Origin of the sequence: Shinella zoogloeoides (assembly GCF_003574625.1) — a bacterium.
Taxonomy (GTDB): Bacteria; Pseudomonadota; Alphaproteobacteria; order Rhizobiales; family Rhizobiaceae; genus Shinella; species Shinella zoogloeoides_A.
In genome coordinates this window covers 85250-109058 of record NZ_QNUJ01000012.1, presented here as the reverse complement: position 1 = coordinate 109058, position 23809 = coordinate 85250, and the positions used below count along the sequence as shown (strand labels likewise).

The following is a 23809-nucleotide window of genomic DNA, read 5'->3' as shown; positions in this document are numbered from 1 at the left end:
CTCATTTCCACATAGATCGCATCCGCGCACCGATATCGACGCGGACCTGGCGCGTGCTCTGCTCGCTGGCGGAAGCACCCACCTTCGGCCAGCCGGCCACCTCGAAGAACTGGAGGAGGGTGGCCGTGATGAAGCGTGTTCGCGCAGCGGTGACGTGTCGGTCGCCCCTTGCGTTCTGCCCGCTCGTAAAAAACCGCTGCGGCGTGATCAGCGTGAGGTTGTCGCGCGCCCGCGTCATGCCGACATAAAGCAGGCGCCGTTCCTCCTCGAGTTCAGGGGTAGAGCCGGTGCCAAGATCGGACGGGATGCAGCCGTCGACGACATTGAGCATGAATACAGCCCGCCATTCCTGCCCCTTGGCCGAATGGATCGTGCTCAAGATCAGATAGTCCTCATCGAGTAGCGGTACGCCGGCCTGGTCGCTGGTGGCGTCCGGCGGGTCCAAGGTCAACTCCGTCAGAAAGCGTTCCCGGCTCGCATAGCCGCCCGCGATCTGTTCGAGCTGCAGCAGGTCGTCCTTGCGGGCGTCCGCGTCCTCATGGATGCGTTCGAGATGCGGCTCGTACCACATCCGCACCGTGCCGATTTCACTAGGCCAGCCCGCTTCGGCCTTGCGCAGCGCCGTGACCAGCGTGACGAAGGCGGGCCAGTCGTCGCCGGTCTTTGCCGGCGGCGGGACTTCGGCGAGCGACTGCAACGGCTCCGGATCGGCGGCAATCGTGTCGAGGATACTCCCGGCTGTCCGCGGCCCGATACCGGGCAAAAGCTTCAGCACCCGGAAGCCGGCAACCCGGTCGCGCGGGTTCTGCGCGAACCGCATGACCGCCAGCATGTCCTTCACATGGGCCGCGTCCAAAAATTTGAGGCCGCCGAATTTCACAAAGGGAATGTTTCTGCGGGTGAGTTCTATCTCCAGCGCGTTGCTGTGACTTGAGGTTCGGAACAGCACGGCCTGCTGCTTCAGCGTCATGCCGATCTCGCGGTTGGCCAGCACCTGCTCGACGATATAGGCGGCCTGGTCGACCTCGTCCTTGACGGTGACCAGCATCGGCCGTTGCTCGGAGGCGCGGTCCGTCCAGAGGTTTTTCGTATAGCGTTCCCGTGCCAGTTCGATGACGCCGTTGGCGGCCGCCAGGATCGGCTGGGTCGAACGATAGTTGCGGTCGAGCGTGATGACGTCCGCCGGCTTCGGCGAAAATTCCTTCGGGAAATCCAGGATGTTGCGGATGGTCGCGGCGCGGAAGGAATAGATCGACTGTGCGTCGTCGCCGACGACAGTCAGGCCGCGGCCGCCGGGCGCGAGAGACATCAGGATCGACGCCTGCAGGCGATTGGTGTCCTGATATTCGTCGACGAGGATATGGTCGAAGCGGTTGCCGACGTCCTCGGCCAGCTCCGGTTCGGAAACCATCTGCGCCCAGTAGAGCAACAGATCATCGTAATCCATCACGTTCTGAGCCTGCTTGGCTTCAACGTAGGCCGCAAAAAGCTGCTTCAGTTCGTCCTCCCATTCCAGCACCCACGGATAGGACGATTTCAGGATCTCCTTGATCGAGGCCTCGGAATTGACGACGCGGGAATAGATGGCGATGCAGGTGCTCTTCGTGGGGAACCGGCTCTGCTTGGCGGAAAAGCCAAGGTCATGCCGGACGAGATTCATCAGGTCCGCGCTGTCCTCGCGATCGTGGATCGTAAAATCGACGCTGAGACCGATCTGCTCGGCATACATCCGCAACAGCCGCGCGCCGATGCCATGGAAAGTGCCGGCCCAGGCGAGTGCGTCGGTCATGATGGCGGCGTTGTCGCCGAGCACCTGCCGGCAGATGCGCTGCACCCGGCGTGCCATTTCTGAAGCCGCTCGCCGGGAAAAGGTCATCAGCAGGATACGGCGCGGATCGGCGCCGTTGACGATTAGATGCGCGACGCGGTGCGCCAGCGTGTTGGTCTTGCCGCTGCCCGCGCCGGCAATAATCAGCAGCGGGCCACCGATCTTTCCGTCCGGCAGGCCGATACCGTGCTCGACGGCTTCGCGTTGCCGATCGTTGAGTTTTTCGAGATGCGCCGCCGCCATTTGTCCCCAGACACCATAAGAAAATTTTCCTGCCCCTCCGATCACTGGATATCCCGTTGAAGCGACTAAGGGATTCGTTTCAACACTTAGCCGAGAGATGATTTCCGGGGCGGAGGCCCGATTGACTCAGTTGGGCAATTGGAACAAATAATGAACATATCAGCTTAAAGAACCGCTGAAAACCCTGATGGAGCAACAATTCTGCCGTGGCCAACCATACCCTCAACCCCGTGCTGGCCGAGCTTCGCGAGCGTATCGAGCAGCTGGAAAGCGGCTCGCAGCGCGCAAGGCAGGTCCTGCCTTTCGGCGTTGACGAGGTTGATCGGGCGCTGCCGGGAGGAGGGCTCGCCTTCGGCGCGCTCCATGAGGTCGCCGGCGGCGGGGGAGGGACCGTCGATGGGGCCGCGGCGGCGTTGTTCGTTGCCGGCATCGCTGCCCGGTCACGAGGCAGGGTTCTGTGGTGCATGACGCGCCCCGACCTGTTTTTCCCTGCGGTTGCTCAGGCCGGGCTCCATCCGGATCGTGTCGTCTTCTGCGAAAGCGATCGGGAAGAGGAGGCGCTGTCGGCGATGGAGGAGGGGCTGTCCTTCGGCGGGCTTGCTTCCGTGGTCGGCGAGCTTGTTCGTCTCCCGATGACCGCATCGCGTCGCCTGCAACTCGCCGCCGAGAAGACGGGGGCCATGGGCATCGTGCTCCGGCGATGGCGACGACAGAATGAGGCATCGGACTATGGGCAGCCGACCGCCTCGACGACGCGATGGCGCATCAGCACCCTGCCGTCGGAAAGACTACCTGTTGCCGGCGTCGGGAGGGCGCGCTGGCTGGCGGAACTGATGCGCGTAAAGGCGGGCGAAAGCGCCGAATTCGAAATTGGAGCCCCCGATGACAAGGGTCGTATCTGTCTTCTTCCCACTGCTCGCGACCGAGCGGATCAGACGGCGCGCTGGCGAAGCCTTGCCGGTTGACAAGCCGCTGGTCGTGATCGCCCGCCGCGGAACGAAGCGATGGATCTCTGCCGCCGATCCGATAGCCATGAAGCTTGGCCTGCGCATCGGCATGGCCGCCAGCAAGGCGCAGGCCATGGTCGCCGATCTTCTCATGGTCGACGCAGCTCCGGCCGAGGATGTAGCAGCACTTGAACGGCTGGCGCTCTGGGCGCTCCGGCAATATAGCCCCGTTGTCGCTGTCGATGGCGCCGACGGCCTTGTCATCGATACCGAAGGCGCGGATCACCTGCGCGGTGGCGAAGCGCTTCTCGTCTCCGGCCTCGTCAACATGCTGCGCGGCCGCGGGCTGACGGCGCGCGCCGCCGTCGCCGATACATGGGGCGCCGCGCATGCGCTCGCGCGGCTGCTGGCGACGGAAACGACGGTGGTGCCGGCGGGCGAAGTGACGAAAGCGGTCATCGACCTGCCGATCGTCGCGCTGCGGCTACCGGCGGAGATCGTCCAGGGCCTGCGTGTTCTCGGCATCGACACGGTCGGCCAGCTCTCGGCCATGCCGCGTGCGCCGCTGACGTTGCGGTTCGGGCCGGAACCTGGACGCAGACTGGATCAGATGTTCGGCCGGATCGCCGAACCGATCGAACCGATCCGCACGCCGGAGCTTGTCGAAGTCGGCAAGAATTTTGCCGAGCCGATCGGTGCACCGGAGACCATCGCCAAATATGTCCGCCGGCTGGTTGGCCAGCTCTCGGCTCGCCTTGCCGAAGACGGTCTCGGCGCGCGGCGCTGCGACCTCTTCATTCACCGGGTCGACAACACCCGGCAGCATCTTCGCGCTGGTCTCGCCAAACCGGTCCGCGATCCGGCGCGCCTGTCGAAGCTGCTCTGCGACCGCATCGAGACGATCGATCCCGGTTTCGGCATCGAGAAGTTGGTGCTGGTCGCCGTTTTTGCCGAGCCGCTGGAGGAGCGGCAGATCGCTTCTTCGCTGATAGAGGAGGAGGTCGCCGACATTACCCCGCTGGTCGACATTCTGGGCAATCGTGGCCACCGGCTCTTTCGCGTCGCGCCAGTTGCCTCCGATGTGCCGGAGCGCTCGGTCCGGCGGATTGCCGCGACCGCGCCTGACATCGGCGAGGCCTGGGCGGTGAAATGGCCGCGGCCGACGCGGCTGTTCGCCAATCCGGAACGCATTGAGGTTATCGCGCTCCTGCCGGACCAGCCGCCAGCGATATTCACCTGGCGCAGCAAGCGCCGGAAGGTCGTGCGCGCCGATGGCCCGGAACGGATTTTTGGCGAATGGTGGCGTCGCCCGCGCGAGTTCCAGGCGGTCAGGGATTATTTCGTGGTCGAGGACGAGCTTGGCGAGCGTTACTGGGTCTATCGCGCCGGCGACGGCATCGATCCGGAAACCGGCTCGCATCTTTGGTTTGTGCATGGGGTGTTCGGATGACGCGCTATGCCGAACTTCAGGTCACGACACACTTTTCGTTCCTGCGCGGGGCATCCAGCGCCGACGAACTGTTCGCCACGGCGGCCGCGCTCGGCATCGACGCGATCGGCGTCGTCGACCGCAACAGTCTCGCCGGGATCGTGCGCGCCTGGGAGGCAGCCAAGGCCACCGGCATTCGGCTTGTGATCGGTTGTCGGCTCGATCTCACCGACGGCATGTCGATCCTCGTCTATCCGATGGACCGGCCGGCCTATTCGCGCCTGACGCGGCTGCTGTCGCTCGGCAAAAGTCGCGGCGGCAAGGGAAACTGCCTGATCGATTTTGCGGATGTTGCCGAACACGCCGCCGGCATGATCGGCGTGCTAGTCCCGGATGAAGCCGACGACGCCTGCGCCGTGCAGCTTCGCAAGATGGCCGAACTGTTCGGTGATCGGGCCTATGTCAGCCTTTACCTGCGCCGCCGGCCGAATGATCGACTGCGCTTGCACGGCATCGCCACCATGGCCGCCCGCGCCAAGGTGAGGACCGTCGTCACCAACGACGTGCTGTTTCATGAGCCGAGCCGCCGACAGTTGCAGGATGTCGTGACCTGCATCCGCACCCGCACGACCATCGACGATGTCGGATTCGACCGGGAGCGCCATGCCGATCGCTTTCTCAAGGCGCCGGAGGAGATGCACCGGCTGTTTGCCGAGTACCCAGAAGCTCTGGCGCGCAGCCGCGAGATTGTCGAGCGTTGCAGGTTCGATCTCAAGGAGCTGCAATACCAGTATCCGGAAGAGGCTATCGTTCCCGGCCTCGATCCGCAGCAATCGCTGGTCAAGTTCGTCTGGGAAGGTGCCGCGGCTCGTTATCCGGAGGGCGTTCCCGACAAGGTCCGGACATCCCTGCGCGACGAGCTCGAACTGATCCGGACGATGAACTATGCGCCCTATTTCCTGACGGTTTTTTCGATTGTCCGCTTCGCGCGGTCAAAGGGCATTCTCTGCCAGGGCAGGGGCTCGGCGGCCAACTCCGCCGTCTGCTATTGCCTCGGCGTCACCTCCATCGACCCTGATACCAACGACCTGCTGTTCGAACGCTTCATCAGCCAGGAGCGGGACGAGCCGCCAGACATCGACGTCGATTTTGAACACGAGAGGAGGGAGGAGGTCATCCAGTGGATCTACAACACCTATGGCCGCACCAAGGCGGCGCTCTGTTCCACGGTGACGCGGTATAGGGCCAAGGGCGCATTGCGGGACGTCGGTAGGGCCCTCGGCCTGCCCGAGGACATGATCGGGCAACTGTCGTCCGGCGTCTGGGGTTGGTCGGAAGGGGTATCCGAACGCCAGATCCGCGAGAACAATCTCAACGCAGCCGATTATAGGCTGACGCTGACGCTGGAACTGGCGCAGCAGCTGATGGGCGCGCCGCGCCATCTCGGCCAGCATCCAGGCGGCTTCGTTCTGACCCATGACCGGCTCGACGATCTCGTGCCGATCGAGCCTGCCCGCATGGACGATCGCCAGGTCATCGAATGGGACAAGGACGATATCGAGGCGCTGAAATTCATGAAAGTCGACATCCTCGCACTGGGGATGCTGACCTGCATGGCCAAGGCTTTTGACCTGATGGCCAAGTACAAGGGTGAGGTGTGGAACCTCGCTTCGATCCCATCGGAAGACTCACCCACCTACGCAATGATCCGCAAGGCAGATACTCTTGGCACGTTCCAGATCGAAAGCCGGGCGCAGATGTCGATGCTGCCGCGCCTGAAACCCCGCACATTTTACGACCTGGTCGTGCAGGTGGCGATTGTCAGACCCGGGCCTATCCAGGGCGACATGGTGCATCCCTATCTCCGCCGGCGCGAAGGCAAGGAGCCGGTTGTCTATCCGACACCCGAACTGGAGGCGGTGCTCTCGAAAACCCTCGGTGTCCCGTTGTTTCAAGAGTCGGCCATGAAAGTCGCCATGGTCTGCGCCGGGTTTACCGGCGGCGAGGCGGACCAGCTGCGGAAATCCATGGCGACCTTCAAGTTCTCCGGCGGGGTCAGCAAGTTCAAGGACAAGCTGATCGCCGGCATGGTCAAGAACGGATATTCGGCCGAGTTCGCCGAGAACACATTTTCGCAGCTGGAAGGGTTCGGCAGCTATGGCTTTCCGGAAAGCCATGCCGCCAGCTTTGCCCTCATTGCCTATGCATCCAGCTGGGTCAAATGCCATCACCCGGATGCCTTTTGCGCTGCGCTGTTGAACTCGCAGCCTATGGGATTTTATGCGCCGGCCCAGATCGTGAGGGATGCCGCCCAGCATGGTGTCGAGATCCGGCCGGTCTGCGTTACCGCCTCGCGCTGGGACTGCACGCTCGAGGAGCTCGAAGGAAGCCGTCTTTGCGCCGTTCGTCTCGGCCTGCGGATGGTGAAGGGCCTCTCGACGGCGGATGCCGCCCGCATCGTGGCGGCGCGTGCCGATGAACCCTTCGCCTCCGCAGACGATCTGTGGCGGCGGTCCGGCGTGCCGACGGCCGCGCTGGTGAAACTGGCCGAGGCCGATGCGTTTCTTCCATCGCTCCAGCTCCAGCGCCGCGACGCGCTATGGGCGATCAAGGGTCTGCGTGACGAGCCGCTTGAGCTTTGGGCCGCGGCCGCCGAGCGCGAAGCGCGCCAGGTCGCGGAATTGCAGGAGCCCGAGGTCGCCTTACCCTCTATGAGGGCAGGGCACGAGGTCGTCGAAGACTACGCGCACACCGGCCTCACCCTCCGCCAGCACCCGATCGCCTTCCTCCGCAAAGACCTTCGCCAGAAGGGCATGGTCACATGCGCCGAGGCGATGGCCGAGCGCGACGGCCGCTGGCTGATGACCGGCGGCCTGGTGCTCGTTCGCCAGCGGCCGGGTTCGGCCAAGGGCGTCATGTTTCTCACCCTGGAAGACGAGACCGGAATCGTCAATGCGGTGGTCTGGCCGACGCTGTTCGAGCGCCAGCGCCGCGTTCTTCTCTCCGCTTCGATGATGGCAATTAACGGCAAGATCCAGCGGGAAGGGGACGTCGTCCATCTTGTCGCGCAGCGGCTATTCGACCTCTCGGATGACCTCGGCCGGCTGGGAGAACAGGACGAGCAGTTTCCCTTGCCGCATGGCCGGGGCGACGAGTTCGCGCGCGGCAATGGCGCGCCGGATCCGCGCGAGCGGCCAAAGGCGGCGGCGCCAGCCAGGGACATATTCGTCCCCGATCTTCTGATCGATCGGCTGAAGGTCAAGAGCCGGAATTTTCACTAGCCGGTGGCTTGAATGGCATGAAGGTCCACAACGGTCATCATCATCAGCGTGGCGGGTAGAAGATTTGATTTGAAATCCCAAATTTGACAAATTCTTGTTGAAATTGGCATAACAGAACATATATTCCCGGTATGATATACCGATTGGAAATTGAGAACTTCTACTCGTTCCGCGATCCGCAGGCTCTCGACTTGCGGATTCCCCGTAACGTACCCGATTACCCGGAGCGGTTCTCCGCGGTGTTCCCCGGCGCGGAGGAACGCGCACCCAAAGTGGTGTCGCTGTTCGGCGCAAACGGCTCGGGAAAGTCCTCGGTCCTCAAAGCTCTGACGTTTCTCTCCTGGTTTCTCAAGGACAGCTTCCAGCATCAGGGCACATTGCCCTGCGAACGGTTCAATGACGAGGAGTCGATGAACCGACCAATCCGATTGGCCATTGAGATGGGCGCGCTTACGGAACTGTCATTCGCTGCCGTCAACGCGCCTACGCATCGCAAGGAGGACTTCGGTCTTTATCGATACGAACTGGAACTGCTCCCGAAAGACGGCGAGATCCGAACGGTCGGTCGAGAAGCGCTCCGTCACAAGCCAGAAGGGCAGGGCAAATGGCAGCGCGTGTTCGAACGGGGAACAGGCAAGGATGTGCGCGGTTCACGCACGTTTTCCCTGACCGGATATAGCCAGGTCATTGATAAGATTCGGGACGATGCCAGCGTTGTCTCAACCCTCGCTCTTTTCGAGCACGAGCCTTCGAAAGTGCTCGCGGAAGCGGCGAGCGCTGTCTTCCGCAACATACTGATGGAACGCTTGGAATTTACCGACAGGGACGTCTTTTCGTTCCTGGCTCAAAATCCAGCGGCGGTCCAGAGCCTCAATCGGGAACTCCAGCGCATCGACGTGGGTGTCGAGCAAATGGAGATTGTCCAGACAGCATCGGGTCCGACCGCGCTGTTCAAGCATGAGGGGTTGCATGTCCCCATGCCATGGATATTAGAAAGTCAGGGAACCCGATCCTTTATCCGGATATTTCCGCTCTTGTTGCTGGCCCTCCAAAAAGGCGGTGTTGCGGTAATTGACGAACTCGATCTGTCGATCCATCCCTTGATCCTTCCGGAAATCGTCCGGTGGTTCTACGATCCAGACCGCAACCCGGGCGGAGCCCAGCTGTGGATGTCTTGCCATTCGGCTTCGTTGCTTGATGACCTCAGCAAGGAAGAGGTCGTTTTTACCGAAAAGGATCAGACCGGACGCTCGAGCGTATATAGCCTGATGGACGTCCAGTCTGTTCGGCGAAGTGACAACCTCTACAAGAAGTACCTTGGAGGGGCATTCGGCGCGGTGCCACAAATCGGATGAGACGGCGCAACGCACATATTCCCGTCCGCAAACCCGTCTTTCTCGGATGCGAGGGCGAATCCGAACAGGCTTACGGACAGTTTTTGAACGATATCGTCCGGCAAAAAGAGCTGCCGTTTCACATAGAGGTAGTGAACCTCAACCCTGGCGCGGGAGATCCGCTCGCCCGCGTCAAAAAGGCAGTGCAGGAAATTGCACGCCGAAACCAGCGGCGTGCCGAGTTTCAATATCGTGCGCTCCTTATGGATGACGATCAGATCGCAGGCGACCACCAGCGTCGCCAGCAAGTCCACGCGCTGGCGGCCCAGAACAAAATTTCAATCATTTGGCAGACCCCATGCCACGAGGCATTCCTTCTCAGGCATTTTGAGGGTCGGCTAACCGCAAATCCGCCAGACAGCGCTACCTCGCAGGCCAACCTTCTCCAAGTTTGGCCCGGCTATGCAAAACCAATGAGCCGCCTGGAGGTGTCTCGAAGGATCGATCTCGAAGGCGTAGAAAGGGTCTCCGGAAATCATCAGGAATTCGCTGCGCTCCTTCGGTTCCTGCGACTAATCCCGTAAATAGATCGTTCGGCTTTCTAGTGCCCGAAGACTTGCTCAAGGTGCAAATCGTGCGACCTGACGTCAGGGAGCAAACCTCAATCTGCCAAGCGTCCATAAGTTGGCGGTTGCCTGCGCGGCTTGCTCTAACGGAGAGAAGCCAAGCAAAAGTTTCGGTTTTAGCGAAGATAACGCGGTCAAAGATAAATCCGCTGCGAATAAACGAAAAGCGCATTCGTCCAGGCATTTTCATCGGAAACAATCCGGACAGCATAGAGTGTCAGGGTTGGATTTTTTTAAGGGTCTTTGGTAGTTTTTCGAAGTACCCTTGCGGCGCTCTGGAGGAGCGAACCTGATGCCAACGTGGCCGAAAGAGAAGTTATTGAAGCACGGTCCGGACCTTCCGATGGAAGAACGAATCCGCCGCTACCAACACAATATCCGCACCATCCGGGACTCTGGTTGTGCGGTTCCGACGACCGCGATGGTCGATACACTCGATCCGGCCGAGATCGAGATATGGTTTGCGGATAATGCGTTCAATATCGACCGCCTCAAGGAGGTGATAAAGCGCGTGTCGGATTTGCCAGACGACACGTTACTGCCGTCCCCGTTCATCAAACCGGATAGGTAGCTCGTACTGGAAGACGGCAACCATGCATGAAGATCGGAGCTGCCACGCGGGCGAAAATCAGATTTCGTGCTTTCGCCCGATCGTCTCCACAACCTCGTAACGGTCGACAAACGCACCGGGTCCATCGTTGAGCAACGCCAAGATGCTGGACTGAGAAATCGGGACCGTCTCAACCTTCTCGATATTCGTCGTTTCCCACTCCATGTCGGGATCGGCGGCGATGTCGTCGCGCATCGCAAGAACGGTGCGCCTCACTTCATCGTAGTTGTCGAAGAAAATATCGCGCAGCCCTGTCGGTTTCCAGCGCTCCTCGCGCGGAATACGGGCATCGGCGTAGGTATAGAAAGTGAAGACGAGACCTTCAGCCAACGGTTTCTCCTGAAGCAACTTCGGCGGTACGTCCCCGCCGTTCAATGCTCAATGACCCCATGATCGGGGGGTTGGAAACCGTGTGAAACGGCCCTGAGCTTTTAGTTCGGAGAACCTGGACATAGCGTCAGGCCCCCCGACCCAAAGGTCAAGGAGGTGATGCTGTATCGGCCAGCACCAACCGTTCACAGGGGTTTCCACGCCCCAAAGCGGCACGTACCGCTTCGGGGCGGAAGATAAGACATCCCGTTGAATTTGTCCTGAAATTTCTTCGCGCACTCCCGCGTGACACACCACCTTCCGAACCGGGCCGGGGACGCGGGCGGCCGGGAATGGGTAGAGGGGGTCGGGGGTGGAGGAGGGAGAGGGGGGCGGAGCGGCAGCGGCGGGTTGAGAGGCTGGAGAGAGGCTCCGGCTGCTCGCCATGGAGCCGCACCATGCGTCACAATACGAATGAGGATCCCGAGCACCAGCGATTTGCCACCCATAGGACGCGGCCGGCGATTTCGATTTCCCGCGCTTTTCCGTCGATTTCCATTCTTCCGCCGATCGTGGATCTTCTTCAGCAAGGCGCGGCCGTCGCCATCGGTGTTTCGGGCGGCAAGGACAGCCAGGCCGCAGCCATGACGACCTTCGAGTATCTTGATCGGATCGGACATTCCGGCCCGCGTCTGCTGATCCATGCCGACCTCGGCTCGGTCGAATGGGCGGATTCGCTCCCGACCTGCGAGCAATTGTCCGATCGCCTTGCCACCGATCTCATTGTCGTCCGCCGCAAGCAAGGTGGGCTGATGGACCGGTGGGAAAGCCGCTGGCGATCCAACGTCGCGCGCTACGAAAACCTCAGCACCGTGACGCTCGTCCCATGCTGGAGCACGCCGGCTATGAGGTACTGCACGTCCGAGATGAAGACCTCAAAAATCCATGCGGAACTCAAACGCCGGTTCTCCAAACTGCCGATCATCAGCGTGACCGGCGTCCGGCGCGAGGAAAGCCGGCAGCGCGCCCGCGCCGAAATCTTCGATCACAAGCCGGGCGAGCGAATATGGACTTGGCGGCCGATACTCGACTGGTCCGAGCCGGAGGTCTTTTCGTCGCTCGATTTCTGGGGAATCGAACCCCATCCCGCCTATCGCCGGTTTGGCCTCACGCGTGTTTCGTGCCGCTTCTGCATCATGTCGAGCCTTCCCGATCTGGTAGCCGCGGCGGCGCAGCCGGAAGCACACGATCTCTATCGACAGATGGTTGGCCTGGAATGCCGCAGCACGTTTGCGTTTCAGAGCAGCCGGTGGCTAGGCGATATCGCCCCCCATCTCCTTCAGCCGAGGATCCGCGATCTTCTCAACATGGCCAAGGAAAAGGCGGACCGCCGTCGTGAGGCGGAACGCCGGCTGACGAAGCCGATGCTCTTTGTGAAAGGCTGGCCGACCCGGACGCTATCCGACGGCGAGGCCGATCTCCTCGCGGAAGTGCGCTCGGAGGTTAGCGAGATGCTGGGATTTCGCGCGCGACATGTCGACCGCGTCTCTATCCATGCTCGTTATGCTGAGCTGCTCGACCTTCAGGCCAGCCGGGGGAGGGCCGCATGACCGACACGTCGCCTTCCCAACGCTTGCTGATCCTTTCGTGCTCGATGACCAAGCGCGACGGCCCGCAATATATGCCGGCGCGTGACCGATATGACGGACCGCTCTGGCGCACACTGCGTCATGTCGATCCCGACGAGCAGAAGGCACGGGTTGCCTTCGTGTCGCCCGAGTACGGTTTTCGTGAAGCCAGGACCACTATCGAAAACTACGATCGACGGATGACGCCGGAGATTGCGACCGCCATGAAGGCCGGCGGCCTCGGCACGCGATGGCCGCTGTCGAAAACCCAGCGGCGCGTGATGCCATCGGGCGAGCATCCGGGCATGCACATCGCCTCGATGACGGAGCATGGCCGGAAACCGTTCGTCGATGTCTGCCTGGTTGGTGGCGCCCTCTATCTCGACGTCATGCAGCACCTCATCGACCTGTTTCAGGAGGATGGTTTTGTCGCGGGGAGCGCGGCGATCACGGAAATCTGCGCGCCGATCGGCATCATGCGGCAGCAGATGGCGATCTGGCTGAACAGTTGCCCGCGCGACGCCGGCGGCGACGCGGGCGCTGGCGGCAGGCGGTGAGGGCGGCGGCCGGCAAAAGAGGGAGAGGGGGGACGGGGCGTTCGTGGCGGATTGAGGTGGCTGGAGAGAGGCTCCGGCCGGTCCGCCGCGGAGAATTGACATGGCACAGGCCATTCAGAAAATCGCGCTCAATGTCGGGCGCGATATCCCCTTCAACAAGCTCGTCCTCAGCCAGCAGAACGTGCGCAAGACCAAGGCCGGCGTCTCTATCGAGGAACTTGCCGACGACATCGCTCGCCGCGGGCTGCTCACCAGCATCAACGTGCGCGCGGAACTCGACGCCGAGGGCAAGGAGACCGGCATCTACCGCATCCCTGCCGGCGGCCGCCGCTACCGCGCACTGAAGCTGCTGGTCGACCGGAAGCAGTTGACCAAGACGACTGGCGTCCCCTGCATCGTCAGCGAAGGCGATACGCTCGAAGCGGAGGACTCGCTTGCCGAAAACGTCAAGCGCGCCGATCTGCATCCGCTGGACGAATTTCGGGCGATGATGGTCCTGCGGGACCAGGGGCTCGATGAGGAAGAAATCGCCGCCCGCTTCCACATCTCGGTTGCGACGGTGAAGCAGCGCCTCCGCCTGGCCTCGGTGTCGCCCCGCCTGCTCGAACTCTATGGCGATGACCAGATGAAGCTCGGCCAGGTCATGGCGTTCTCGATCACCAAGGATCACGCCCGGCAGGAGCAGGTCTGGGAGACGATTTCGCGCACGCAAAGCACCGACCCCTACTACATCCGCCGGCTGCTCACCGAAACGGCGATCCGGGCGAGCGATCGCCGTGCGGTCTATGTCGGCATCGAAGTCTATGAGGCCGCCGGCGGCATTGTCATGCGTGATCTCTTCGAGCAGGACAACGGCGGATGGCTCCAGGATCCGGCGCTGCTCGAACAGCTCGTGTTGGAGAAGCTGACGGCTGATGCCGAGGCGCTGAAGGCCGACGAGGGCTGGAAGTGGGTCGATTCCGCCATCGACTTCCACTTCGGCCATGCTGCCGGCCTTCGTCGCTTTTACGGAAAGCAGCCGGAGCTCACCGAGGAGGAACTCGCGCGTCATGATGCCCTGACGGCCGAGTTCGAAAAGCTCAACGCGGAATACGAAGCTGCCGACGACTATTCCGAGGAGACGGAGGCGCACCTTGACGATCTCGACGCCCAGCTGACGGCGCTGAATGAGCGACCCTTTATCCTCGATCCCGAGGATGTCGCTCGCGGCGGCGCCTTCATCTCGCTGGCCGGCAACGGTGAACTCAGGATCGAGCGCGGCTTCGTCCGGCCGGAAGACGAGCCTGTCGTCGAGGCGCAGGATGGCGATGGCGCCGAGCAGGATGGTGACGATGGCGACAACACCGCCGCTGCGGCAGGGGGTGGTGTGACGATCAACGGCAAGCCCGTTGGTATCGAGGAGCCTGACGAGGACGACGGCAAGATCCGGCCGCTGTCGGAACGGCTTATCGAGGACCTGACCGCCGCCCGCACGCTTGCGCTCAGGAATGCGCTCGCCAACGAGCCGATGGTAGCCTTCATCGCTGTGCTGCACCTGCTCGTGCTGAACACCTTCTATCACTTCCGCACGACGTCGTGCCTGGAAATCTCGGTGCAGCATACGGTCTCGACCAAGACGCAGAGCCTTTCCGATACGGTCTGGGCGAAGGAGATCGAACAGCGCCAGGAGGCCTGGGGGCACGATCTTCCCGGTGACGCCGATGCGGTCTGGGCCTATCTGATCGCGCTCGATCACGACAGCCGGATGGCGCTGTTTGCGCATTGCGCGTCGATGTCGCTGAACGCCACGATCCAGCAATGGAACCGCCGGACCAGGGAAAACCAGCATGCCGTGCAGCTGGCCCAGACGATCGGGTTCGGCATGGTGGGTGCGGGCTGGACGCCGACGGTCGACAACTATCTGGGCCGCGTGACCAAGGCGCATATCCTGCAGGCCGTTCGAGAAGCAAAGGGCGATCAGTCGGCCCAGCTTATCGATCACCTGAAGAAGCCGGACATGGCGCGCGAGGCGGCCCGGCTGCTCGACGGTAGCGGATGGCTCCCCGAAGTGCTGCGCTATCCCGCCGACGAAGTCGCCGAGGAAGTCGGGACTGCGGAGACGAACGATGCGGTGACGGTCGACGACGAGGACGTCGAAGCTGGCGACGTCGTGCTGCCGGCCTTCCTGACCGAGGAGCTGGATGGCGAGCAGACTGCCGCCGACGCTGATGAAGACAACGGCGGGCATCTCGAAGCCGCGGAGTAAATCCTCGGACCAACAACGATCGATCCGGGGCCCGGCCGTCGCGCCGGGCCTTTCTGTTTCTCGAAATTCGGAGACGAACATGTCCGTCATGACCATCTATGAACGCGCGCCGATCGGCGCGATGATCTCCTTTCGCAATTCCGTTCCCCGGCCATCCGACGAGGACGCCGATGCCCTCGCCGCCTGGAAGAAATGCAATGGTGCCGGTTGGCTCGTGCGATGCACGCCGCCTCGTTCCAGCATCATCTGGTCGACGGCAGGCGCGATTACGCTCCTACCGGGCGAGTTTCAAATGGACCTCGATGCTGCGATCGCCGCCCGCGAAGCCTTTCCACTCGATAGCGATCTCTCGTTCGAGGTTGTCCGTCGCCCCCTCGCCGGCGAAGTTCGTGTCCTTCAGGAATACGGCGCCCACAGCATCCTGCTCTACCTTGCGGCAAACATGGCCGACGCCCGTCGTTGGGTCGAAGAGAGCGGTCACATCAATATCCGCCTCGAGGAGGTTTGCGTCGAGGAAATCTGCGCGGATGCTGTCGAAGGGAGGGTGGCGTGATGTTGAACGATACCCCGCGCGCGGTGATCGTCCCCGACGAAGCCCGTCAGGATTTCCTGCCGACCCTCTTCGGCCGTTCGCACCTGCTCGTCGCCGAGAATGCCGTCTATGCCTGGATGGAAAGGCTGAGCCCTCTCGACTATCGTGGCGGTTCTTGGGACTTCTTCGAGCACGAGAGCAAGCCGCTTTTCCTCGCACCCAGATCCAGGACACGTTTCCGGATTACCGGTGACGTCACATGCTTCCAGGGCGAGGTCTCCGCCGAGGCCGCCGGAATCATCGCCACGATGTTCGCCTTCTCGCACCTGTCATTCCAGTTTCAGTCCGATCGACTCGTCGAAGGATATGAGCGCCTCCACGCCTACTCGGCGGATCATCCCGAGGCCTCGGAGATCTTCCAGGCAATCGACTGAAGCCCACTCGCAGGACTGCGGGTCGCGAGCGTTTCGCGGTGAGCTACGCCCCACCGATCCAATCCCACTTCACCAGACCGGTTGGCGCGATAGCGGCGACCGGGCTCTTTCGTTTCAGGAGCTTGAGATGCCCGACTACACCATTGAGACAAGCTACCGGTTGCCAGCCTACCGTCATCGTACCTACCAGGCCGACACCGTTGCGCTCGCATGCCGGCAAGCCATCGAGGACGATGACTGGTCCGGCGAAAAGCTGAGCTACGAAGACGCCGGCGAGAACTACATTTCCGGCATATGGAACGGGGTCGATGCTGCCTATTCCGGCCAGGCGATCCCTGTTCCCTCGCACTTTGCGGAAGCGAGCGAGCGGAAGGTACGGCACTTCGAGATCCTGCTTGGCTTGCTGAAGTTGCTTCTCGCGGACGTTCAGGCCGGCCGGGCGGCGTCGGATGACTGGATCGAGCGTGCCGTCTCCGCCGTCGCCCGTGGCGAGGCGATCCTCGCAGGCGCTCGCGATCCCGACAATCTCGCCGAGGGAGAGCGTCTATGACGCAATACAAAGTCAAAATCGGATTCTGGCTGAGTGCCTATGACGGATTCGCCCTCGAGGCCGACAGCGATGCTGAGGCGATCGAGAAAGCCAAGACGAGCGCTACGGTGGCCATGGAGGCATCCGATCAGCCGGAACACATCGAGATCGATCAACGGCGTGAAGGCACCATCATCTACATCGATCGCGTCACAGCGGACGGGACGGAGCCCGTCATCGAAAATGTCGAGTTTGACGACGACCGCATCCACCCCGCGCCAGCGCGCTGAGCTTCATCCCTTTTCTTTCCACCAACCCGGCCCTCGCGCCGGGCTTTCACGTTTTAGGAGACGACTTATGAATTCCATGATTTCCAGCCCGCCCGCCGTATCCTCCGGCTTCAAGGTCGACATTTCGCGCGGCGAGCGCATCGGCCGCGTATCGTCCGAGTGGTTCTCTCGCCCGGACGACGAGCGTTACCTCTCGCTCTCTGACCTCCATCGCTCAGTCAGCGAGCGGACGGAACGCGCCCGTGTTCGCACGGTCGAGAGCGCGGACATCCGCGTCGAGGCGACGCGCGATAATGCCGAGCGCCTTTCTCTTGTGGTTCCCGGCAGCCGCGTGCCGCTGGCGCCGACCCATTGGAGCTACGGCCAATTGTGCAGCCTTGTCGGCGCGCCGGCGAGCTACATGCGCCAGCTTCCCGCGCCACTTGCCGCGATCAATCTCCAGCATGGGCTGCTCAACCACAGCGCCGAACTGGTCAAGACCCTGGAAATGGACGACGGGCGCGTCGAGTTGCGCGCGGTGACCGGCCCCGAGTATGGCCGCATCTGGGATAAGGAACTCGTTGCGGCGGTGATGAGCATCGCCGGGAACGGGACCGGCGACACGATCTGGAAGGTGCCTGGCGTTCTCGACTGGTCGACCATGACCCACAATCCTTTCGTCGACGTGACCAAGGATACGACGACGCTCTATGCCAGCGACCGGGACGTCTTCCTGTTCCTGGTGGACGATACGCACCCCATCGAGGCCGGCCGACTCCCGAATGGCGATCCAGATCTCTATTTCCGCGGCTTCTATGCCTGGAATTCGGAGGTTGGGTCGAAAACGCTTGGTATCGCAAGCTTCTATCTCCGAGCGGTGTGCATGAATCGGAACCTCTGGGGCTGCGAAAATTTCGAGGAAATCACCATTCGGCACTCGAAATTCGCGGCAAAACGTTTTGCGCACGAGGCCGCGCCGGCCCTGATGAATTTCGCGAACTCATCGCCCGCGCCGTTTATCAACGGCATCCGTGCTGCACGCGAGAAGATCGTCGCCCGCGACGAAGAGGACCGGTCCAGCTTCCTGCGCAAGCGTGGATTCTCCAAGGCGGAAACCGGCAAAATCATCGACACGGTCCTCTCGGAGGAGGGGCGACCGCCGGAGTCCATCTTCGATTTCGTTCAGGGCATCACGGCCCTCGCGCGTGGAAAAGCCCATCAGGACACCCGCCTGGAACTGGAGGGCAAAGCGCGCAAGCTGCTCGAAAGCGCGACCTGACCACGTTCCGCTCCCGCACACACTCCCCCCTCTATCCCATTAGCGCCCGGCCACCGTGCCGGGCGTTCGCCATTTTGGAGAACTTACAATGACCAGCTTTTCCTTTCACGCACAGGTCGCCGCGGAGGCCATCGAAAAGGTCGGCCGCCTTTTCAACGCCTCGATCGACGATATCCTCAACGAACTGCTCCAGAACGCACGGCGCGCCGGGGCCGCGAAGGTCTTGATCGACCAGATCGACGATCCACGTTTCGGACCGGCAATTCGCATTGCTGATGACGGCGCGGGCCTAGATGACCCCCGCTCGCTCTTTTCTCTCGGAAGGAGCGAATGGTCGAAGGCTCTGTCCTTGTCAGAAGACGCCGCCGGAATGGGCTTCTTTTCCCTCGCCAATCGCGGAGCGATGATCATCGCCGGCCAGAAGGGCACTGGCCAGACCTGGGCGATCGCGGCGACACCGGATGCCTTTCACGGCAAGGAACCGGTCACCGTCGACGCCGGTCCAGATGGCCATCAGGGCTTGACGGTGATCTTCCCGGAAAAGAAGGGGGAGCATTTTGCGAGTGCGGTTCGCCGCGCCGCTTGCTTTTTCCCTGTTCCCGTCGTCTTCAACGGCGAGGAAATGCCGTTCAATGACTTCCTCGAGAGCGCGGATCATATCGAGGAATGGCGAGGAATTCGGATCGGTGTCTTTGGCCGGGATGTTTCCCGCTACCACGATGACAACGCCAATTTCCATGGCGTGACGCTGAAGATTCCCTTGCCTGAGCTTCAGCAATCCTGGCATCGCAGCTATTTCGTGCGCATCGACGTGGTCGATTGTGCCCACCTTAAGCTCGTGCTTCCGGCCCGCAAGGATGTCGTGCGCGATGCGATGTATGTCGCGCTCCTCGAAGAGATCACGCGCCTGTTCTTTCGCATGATCGCGGCAAGCGGTGCGCACAGTTTGAGGTTCAAGGACTACCAGCTTGGCCGGACGCTTGGTATCGATCTGAAAGAGGCAGCGCCTCTATTGCGACCCTTTTCGCCTTCGTGCGCTGACACGGACCGGAGTGTTGTCCTCGCGCCTGCGTCCGTCGAGAAAGACGCGATTGTCTTCGAAGGAGAGGGGCCGCTCGAAGATCAGACGTTTGCCCGGGCAATCGCGCGGCTGGACAGTGCTCCGGCGCTCTTCGACCCGCACCGGGCTTTTGCCGGCTATGCCTGGTACGACGCGCTTCGGTGCATCCAGATCCGATCCTATAGAATGGAGATCGATGGCGCGACCGAAGAAAATCAGCCCTTCGATCTCTTCGGCGCAAACGCGCGGCCGGATCGCCTCGAGGTGGTTCTGGACGTTTCTCGCGCGGAAAAGACCGAGTGGGTGCTGGAGACCGACCTGATCGTCCAAGGGGTCGATCACGGTTCCTTGGACGAGGCGGAGATCCTCGTCACCAAGCAGTCGGCTATCACCCCGTCACACCTGACCACCTTCCTTGTCGATGCCCTCTATTCGCCCACGGACGATTCGGAAGCCGGCTCCTACGACGAGCAGGAGCAATGGTTTTCCGACGAGGCGGAGGATCTGAGCATCGCCTTGCTGGAAACGGCGCACGCTGCCGATCTCAATGCGATCGTGCGTGTCGTCGAACGCGAACTGGTTTGGCGCGTGCCGCGCGAAGACGCGATTCTGATCAGGATCGAGCATCGAAAGATCTCGGTCGAAGGTCTTTCTCCGTCCGTCGGTGCGTCGCCCGCGCCGCGCCCGGCGACATAGCCCTCATCAAAAATGCTCGACCATTCCTCCCATCAACCCGGCCATCGCGCCGGGTTTCTCGTCTCGACTGAAAGGCAGTCCCATGAACAATCTCGAAACCCGGATTTATACCTATCCGCCAATCCCGCTTGCCGATATCACGCCGCTCGAAAAGCTCATCCTGACCCACGTTCTCGAATGCAGCGAGACCGAAGCCGGGCTTGTCCTGTTCACTGACGTCGGCCCGGTCAATCCGATCACTGTGAAACGGCAGGCGCTGGTAGACGCCTTTGGCGCCTCGGCGGCGCAATCGGGGAGCGCACTCAATGCCTTCATCGGCAGCCGCATTCTCGCGCTGTTGCCGACATCTGCGGACGGTGACGACATCGCTGCCGATATCGGCCTGACCGAATTCCCCTGGCAATTCATCGTGCATGAAATTGTCGCGCGATCGCCGAGCCTGCAGGAGGTCACGGTGATCCAGTGGATGAATCACCCTTCGCAGCGGCTGGAGACCTATGGTGCCAGCGTGTCCCTCATCACCGGCAAGGGCATCCATCACGCGACCAGCGAGGATCTGCTGAAGCGGTTCCGTTTGCAAGATCGCGCGCTGATGCCCCCGGTCTCGCCGCCTTCGTTGCTAGACGGTGCTCCGGTTGTCACCCCTCGGTCTTTCACCGTCGGTGAGATGGAGACGGCTCTCTGCATCTGGGAGGCCATGCTCTATTTTCGCGGACTTCACGAGGATCGCCGTCCGGTTCCCGATGGCATTATCCGCATGTCCGAATTGTGGGATGCGACCGGCTGGCTGGCGATGCGGGGTCATGTCCTGGCGATCGTACCTCTTGCAGAGCAAGCGTACACCGATCTCTCGGATGCATTGGAGGAGGGCGGATTTACCTTCGATTTCGATTTCATTCCCGCTGTCGTCGGTGCGTTGGACTGGTGCGAATACGGGCCGTATCGGGAAGGCGAACCCGAGGAATTTCTCGAGATCGTCATGGCGTCGGTTGCCGGCCGCCGGCGGGACGTTGCGGCCGAAGCACTCTCCAGTGAGAACCTCGTCGCGCGAAAATCCTGATGCACGGTCTTCGCCAGTCTATGACGTTGATCAGGCGCTGATCCCGGCCGGGGTCGGCGTCGCCTCGGATTCCGGCGTCTGCCCGTGGATCATCGACGCAGCTTCGGTGCCCATCTCTTCGACCTCAACCACTTCGCTGGCGGCCTTCAGGTCGATACGCCCCCAGATCGACGTTTCTTTCCGGGAGAGGCGCCGCCGATTCTTGAACTCGACGACGAACGGCTTTTTCTCAGGCTTCATGATGCTCCGGCTGAATGTGGCAGATGACTGTCTCCCGGCAGCTGTTCTTATTCGCGCCAGCCTGTCAACGGCCTACGCCGGGAAGTCCACGATCAGGGAAGCCGGGGGATTTCGCCCTCGCCGACACGCCAGACCCAAGGTGTGATCTCGGGTCTCGTTTCGATCATGTCGGCAAGCGCGTGCTCGTAGTCGTCGCCGGCGCTTGCCGGCACGATGAACATGGCCACCGGCGCGGGCTTTTGTTCCGGCAACGTCACCGACACGATCGGCGCATCGCGCGGAAGGTTGAAGCGCAGGCCCTTCACGCTCTTCCTCTTCAGGTGGCTGAGCTTCTCCAGCAGTCGCAATTCGTTGATGTCCTCGAAGGGCAGCCAGTGCTCGTTCACCACCATCAACGCGACCTCCTCGACCGATGCGATGCCGGAGGTCGAGATGCCGAAGGTGGCGATGACGATCAGATGGAACGCCTCGCTGGAGCGCCATAGTTCGAGTTCCGTTTCGTAGCGGGCCGCCAGCCGCCGCCACGCGCCGTCCTCGATCATCAGGGGGAAAGGCATGTGCCGCACCACGATCCTCTGTCCCTCGCGGGCCGGAGAGAACTCCTTCACCTCGGCGACGATCATCATCAGCTTGCGCGGCCCCGAACCTGTGGCCTGTACGGGTTTCAGAGCGGTGGCGCGCCGGGCGGCGATGCCGTCCTTGTCCTCTGCCTGGTAGACCTCCGGCACATACAGCATGTCGCTGAGCGGTCCACCTCTCGCCGTCATCTGCGACGCCGCGTTGATCAGGCTGGTGCGCACACGGCCCCAGCCGCGCCGTCCGGCCCAGACGGAACGCCATTCGGTCAGTTCGCCGGCCTCCCAGAGATAATGAAGCATCGCCCTGAGCGACAGCTTGCGCGGCTCGCTGCGAATAGCTGGTTCCGACTGTTCCGCCGCCGTACCGGCCGCGGCGCGCGGTCCCCGTTTCGTCAGGGAAAAATCGAGCTTCAGATCGGCTTTGCCGCTGGCGTCGATCTGGATGGCGCTGCCGATGAGCGGCCCGAGGCCGGAAAGCTCATATGGCGGTTCATAGGAAGGGCAGGCCGGGTCGTGCTCGCGTCCGGATAGTGGCATGCGTTTCACAAGATACTGGTCGTCCATTCGGGCGATGTACATCGCAACAGCCGGCTGCCTGCACATGCACATCGGGCGGAGCCGCTCTTCATAGGCACGCGGAAGAAGCGCCCGGAATTCCGGGGAATTTTCCGAGAATACCGCATCGCCGATCGTGAATGTTCGCACTGTCGCTCTCCCTTTCCCAGGCCAAACCCTGCGCGGCGTGGTGGCGTTATACTATCAAAAATCCCTATAGTAAAACGTCCATCGTCTGCTTATCTGAACGGCCGAATGACGGACGCAGCGCGACCGTCTGCGAGCAGGAACGTGCCGCGGAAAAGAGATTGGCGATGCTGTGCGCTGCCGCACACCGCTGAGGGGAGTTTTCCGCTGCCCCTTTCGAGCCGCCATCCATTCCAGCCGCCGGCAATCGCCGGCATTGTCCATTCCCCTCGAGCCCGGCCCTGCGCCGGGCTTTTGCAATTCAGGAGGTTCGTATGCCCGAAGTCATTGAAACCACGGTCTACAAATTCGAGGAATTGTCGGAAAAAGCGAAGGAGGAAGCTCGCACCTGGTACCGCGAGGGCGGCTTCGACTACGAGTGGTACGAGTTTGTCTTCGAGGATTTCGGCCGAATATGTGAATGCCTTGGCGTTCGCCTTAAAACATCTCCGGTCCATCTTGTAGGCGGCGGCACACGGGATGAGCCAAGAATACACTTCACGGGCTTCTGGTCTCAAGGAGACGGTGCGTCTTTCCAGGCACTCTACTCCTATCGAAAGGGCTCGCCCCGCGCGATCCGGGACCATGCGCCGAAGGATACGATGCTGCACGGGATCGCCGACGGCCTGCAGGCGATCCAGCGCCGCAACTTCTACCAGCTTCGGGCCGATGTCAGCCATCGCGGGAACTACTATCACGAATATTGCATGGCGATCTCTGTCAGGAGGGAAAGTCTCAACTATCAGGACATGACCGCTGACGCTGAGGATACGGTCATCGAGGCTCTTCGCGATCTCGCCCGATGGCTCTACCGACAGCTCGAGAACGAATACAACGCGCTGACCTCCGACGAAATGGTCGACGAGACCATCGTGGCCAATGCCTACACCTTCAATGCGTCCGGTCGTCGGTTCGGCTAATCCGACGCCGGAGGGTCCGCATTCCGGATGACAGTCGCCGAGGCGGCAGGCGAAGCGGCAGGACGGCCGGGTGAGAGGGGGGCAGCGGGCCGGGCGGCCCGGCTGAAGGTTGGAGAGAGCGCACATCTGCCCGGGCTTAGCCCCTCGCGCTCCTGAGAACACCGCCATGAATGATCCCGTCTATTCACGCCTTCGCATCCGTGCGGATGCGAACTGGCGCGCCGTCGTGCGTGCCGCGGCCTGCCAATTCGATCACCGAATCCGGCACGATCCTGCCTTCCGCTTCGCGCGCAAGCGCTTCTACCGCTCGATGCTCGCAGAGCATCGGATCGACCGGCGCGAGCTCGCCAATGCCTTCCGACTTTGACGCCTCATAACCCGCGACACGCTGCGCATCGCCGGTCCCGCCGTCTCACCTGTCCGGCCGCCGGAGT

At 62.0% G+C, this 23809-nt stretch carries 22 protein-coding genes; 18 read left to right on the top strand and 4 right to left on the bottom strand.

Features of this window, described 5'->3' with window-relative positions; translation table 11 throughout:
* Nucleotide 1: 1 nt before the first annotated feature.
* Nucleotides 2-2071, bottom strand: a complete 2070-nt coding sequence (locus DSD28_RS21830; RefSeq protein ID WP_119258544.1) for an ATP-dependent helicase — start codon at nt 2069-2071, stop codon at nt 2-4.
* A gap of 206 nt (nt 2072-2277) precedes the next feature.
* Between DSD28_RS21830 and DSD28_RS21825 the strand changes: the two genes are divergently transcribed.
* The 6 genes from DSD28_RS21825 (at nt 2278) to DSD28_RS21800 (ending at nt 10259) form a co-directional block, all read left to right on the top strand.
* On the top strand, nt 2278-3036 hold the full coding sequence (locus tag DSD28_RS21825; RefSeq protein ID WP_119258543.1) for an ImuA family protein: 759 nt from the start codon (nt 2278-2280) through the stop codon (nt 3034-3036).
* Nucleotides 2954-4468 carry a Y-family DNA polymerase gene (locus DSD28_RS21820; protein ID WP_205536228.1) on the top strand — a complete coding sequence of 505 codons (1515 nt, stop codon included), beginning with the start codon at nt 2954-2956 and terminating at the stop codon, nt 4466-4468. The genes DSD28_RS21825 and DSD28_RS21820 overlap by 83 nt, the downstream gene beginning before the upstream one ends.
* Nucleotides 4465-7728 (top strand): error-prone DNA polymerase, encoded by a 3264-nt coding sequence (locus tag DSD28_RS21815; RefSeq protein ID WP_119258541.1) that lies wholly within the window; start codon nt 4465-4467, stop codon nt 7726-7728. Before DSD28_RS21820 ends, DSD28_RS21815 begins: the two co-directional genes overlap by 4 nt.
* 143 nt (nt 7729-7871) lie before the next feature.
* Nucleotides 7872-9083: an AAA family ATPase gene (locus DSD28_RS21810; RefSeq protein ID WP_205536227.1), complete on the top strand. Its 1212-nt coding sequence runs from the start codon at nt 7872-7874 to the stop codon at nt 9081-9083.
* Nucleotides 9080-9646 (top strand): RloB domain-containing protein, encoded by a 567-nt coding sequence (locus DSD28_RS21805; protein WP_119258539.1) that lies wholly within the window; start codon nt 9080-9082, stop codon nt 9644-9646. The genes DSD28_RS21810 and DSD28_RS21805 overlap by 4 nt, the downstream gene beginning before the upstream one ends.
* Nucleotides 9647-9980: 334 nt before the next feature.
* Complete coding sequence (locus tag DSD28_RS21800; RefSeq protein WP_119258538.1) at nt 9981-10259, top strand: hypothetical protein; 279 nt, start codon at nt 9981-9983, stop codon at nt 10257-10259.
* 57 nt (nt 10260-10316) lie between these two features.
* On the opposite strand, the gene DSD28_RS21795 is transcribed toward DSD28_RS21800, so the two are convergent.
* On the bottom strand, nt 10317-10628 hold the full coding sequence (locus DSD28_RS21795; RefSeq protein ID WP_119258537.1) for a hypothetical protein: 312 nt from the start codon (nt 10626-10628) through the stop codon (nt 10317-10319).
* Between the two features lie 437 nt (nt 10629-11065).
* Here DSD28_RS21795 and DSD28_RS21790 point away from each other — a divergent pair, with 437 nt between their 5' ends.
* The 10 genes from DSD28_RS21790 to DSD28_RS21745 all read left to right on the top strand — a co-directional run bounded on the left by DSD28_RS21790 (nt 11066) and on the right by DSD28_RS21745 (nt 20896).
* Nucleotides 11066-12217: a phosphoadenosine phosphosulfate reductase family protein gene (locus DSD28_RS21790; RefSeq protein ID WP_119258536.1), complete on the top strand. Its 1152-nt coding sequence runs from the start codon at nt 11066-11068 to the stop codon at nt 12215-12217.
* Entirely contained in the window at nt 12214-12792 is a 579-nt protein-coding gene (locus DSD28_RS21785) for a hypothetical protein (RefSeq protein WP_119258535.1), read from the top strand. The genes DSD28_RS21790 and DSD28_RS21785 overlap by 4 nt, the downstream gene beginning before the upstream one ends.
* Before the next feature lie 100 nt (nt 12793-12892).
* The gene (locus DSD28_RS21780) at nt 12893-15037 is read left to right on the top strand and encodes a ParB/RepB/Spo0J family partition protein (RefSeq protein ID WP_119258534.1); all 2145 of its coding nucleotides are present in this window, start codon (nt 12893-12895) and stop codon (nt 15035-15037) included.
* A gap of 79 nt (nt 15038-15116) precedes the next feature.
* Nucleotides 15117-15590, top strand: a complete 474-nt coding sequence (locus DSD28_RS21775; protein WP_119258533.1) for a hypothetical protein — start codon at nt 15117-15119, stop codon at nt 15588-15590.
* The gene (locus DSD28_RS21770; RefSeq protein ID WP_119258532.1) at nt 15590-16003 is read left to right on the top strand and encodes an antirestriction protein; all 414 of its coding nucleotides are present in this window, start codon (nt 15590-15592) and stop codon (nt 16001-16003) included. The genes DSD28_RS21775 and DSD28_RS21770 overlap by 1 nt, the downstream gene beginning before the upstream one ends.
* A 127-nt stretch (nt 16004-16130) precedes the next feature.
* Entirely contained in the window at nt 16131-16553 is a 423-nt protein-coding gene (locus tag DSD28_RS21765) for a hypothetical protein (protein ID WP_119258531.1), read from the top strand.
* Entirely contained in the window at nt 16550-16822 is a 273-nt protein-coding gene (locus DSD28_RS21760) for a hypothetical protein (protein ID WP_119258530.1), read from the top strand. The genes DSD28_RS21765 and DSD28_RS21760 overlap by 4 nt, the downstream gene beginning before the upstream one ends.
* A 67-nt stretch (nt 16823-16889) precedes the next feature.
* The gene (locus DSD28_RS21755) at nt 16890-18080 is read left to right on the top strand and encodes a DUF932 domain-containing protein (protein ID WP_119258529.1); all 1191 of its coding nucleotides are present in this window, start codon (nt 16890-16892) and stop codon (nt 18078-18080) included.
* An 88-nt stretch (nt 18081-18168) separates the two neighbouring features.
* The gene (locus DSD28_RS21750) at nt 18169-19836 is read left to right on the top strand and encodes a hypothetical protein (RefSeq protein ID WP_119258528.1); all 1668 of its coding nucleotides are present in this window, start codon (nt 18169-18171) and stop codon (nt 19834-19836) included.
* 82 nt (nt 19837-19918) lie between these two features.
* On the top strand, nt 19919-20896 hold the full coding sequence (locus tag DSD28_RS21745; protein WP_119258527.1) for a hypothetical protein: 978 nt from the start codon (nt 19919-19921) through the stop codon (nt 20894-20896).
* A gap of 30 nt (nt 20897-20926) precedes the next feature.
* On the opposite strand, the gene DSD28_RS21740 is transcribed toward DSD28_RS21745, so the two are convergent.
* Nucleotides 20927-21136: a hypothetical protein gene (locus tag DSD28_RS21740; protein ID WP_119258526.1), complete on the bottom strand. Its 210-nt coding sequence runs from the start codon at nt 21134-21136 to the stop codon at nt 20927-20929.
* A 92-nt stretch (nt 21137-21228) separates the two neighbouring features.
* Entirely contained in the window at nt 21229-22419 is a 1191-nt protein-coding gene (locus tag DSD28_RS21735; protein WP_119258525.1) for a DUF1173 domain-containing protein, read from the bottom strand.
* A gap of 311 nt (nt 22420-22730) precedes the next feature.
* Between DSD28_RS21735 and DSD28_RS21730 the strand changes: the two genes are divergently transcribed.
* A complete protein-coding gene (locus DSD28_RS21730) occupies nt 22731-23375 on the top strand; it encodes an antitoxin of toxin-antitoxin stability system (protein WP_119258524.1) in 645 nt (214 codons plus the stop codon).
* Between the two features lie 166 nt (nt 23376-23541).
* Entirely contained in the window at nt 23542-23742 is a 201-nt protein-coding gene (locus DSD28_RS21725; RefSeq protein WP_119258523.1) for a hypothetical protein, read from the top strand.
* Nucleotides 23743-23809 lie beyond the last annotated feature (67 nt).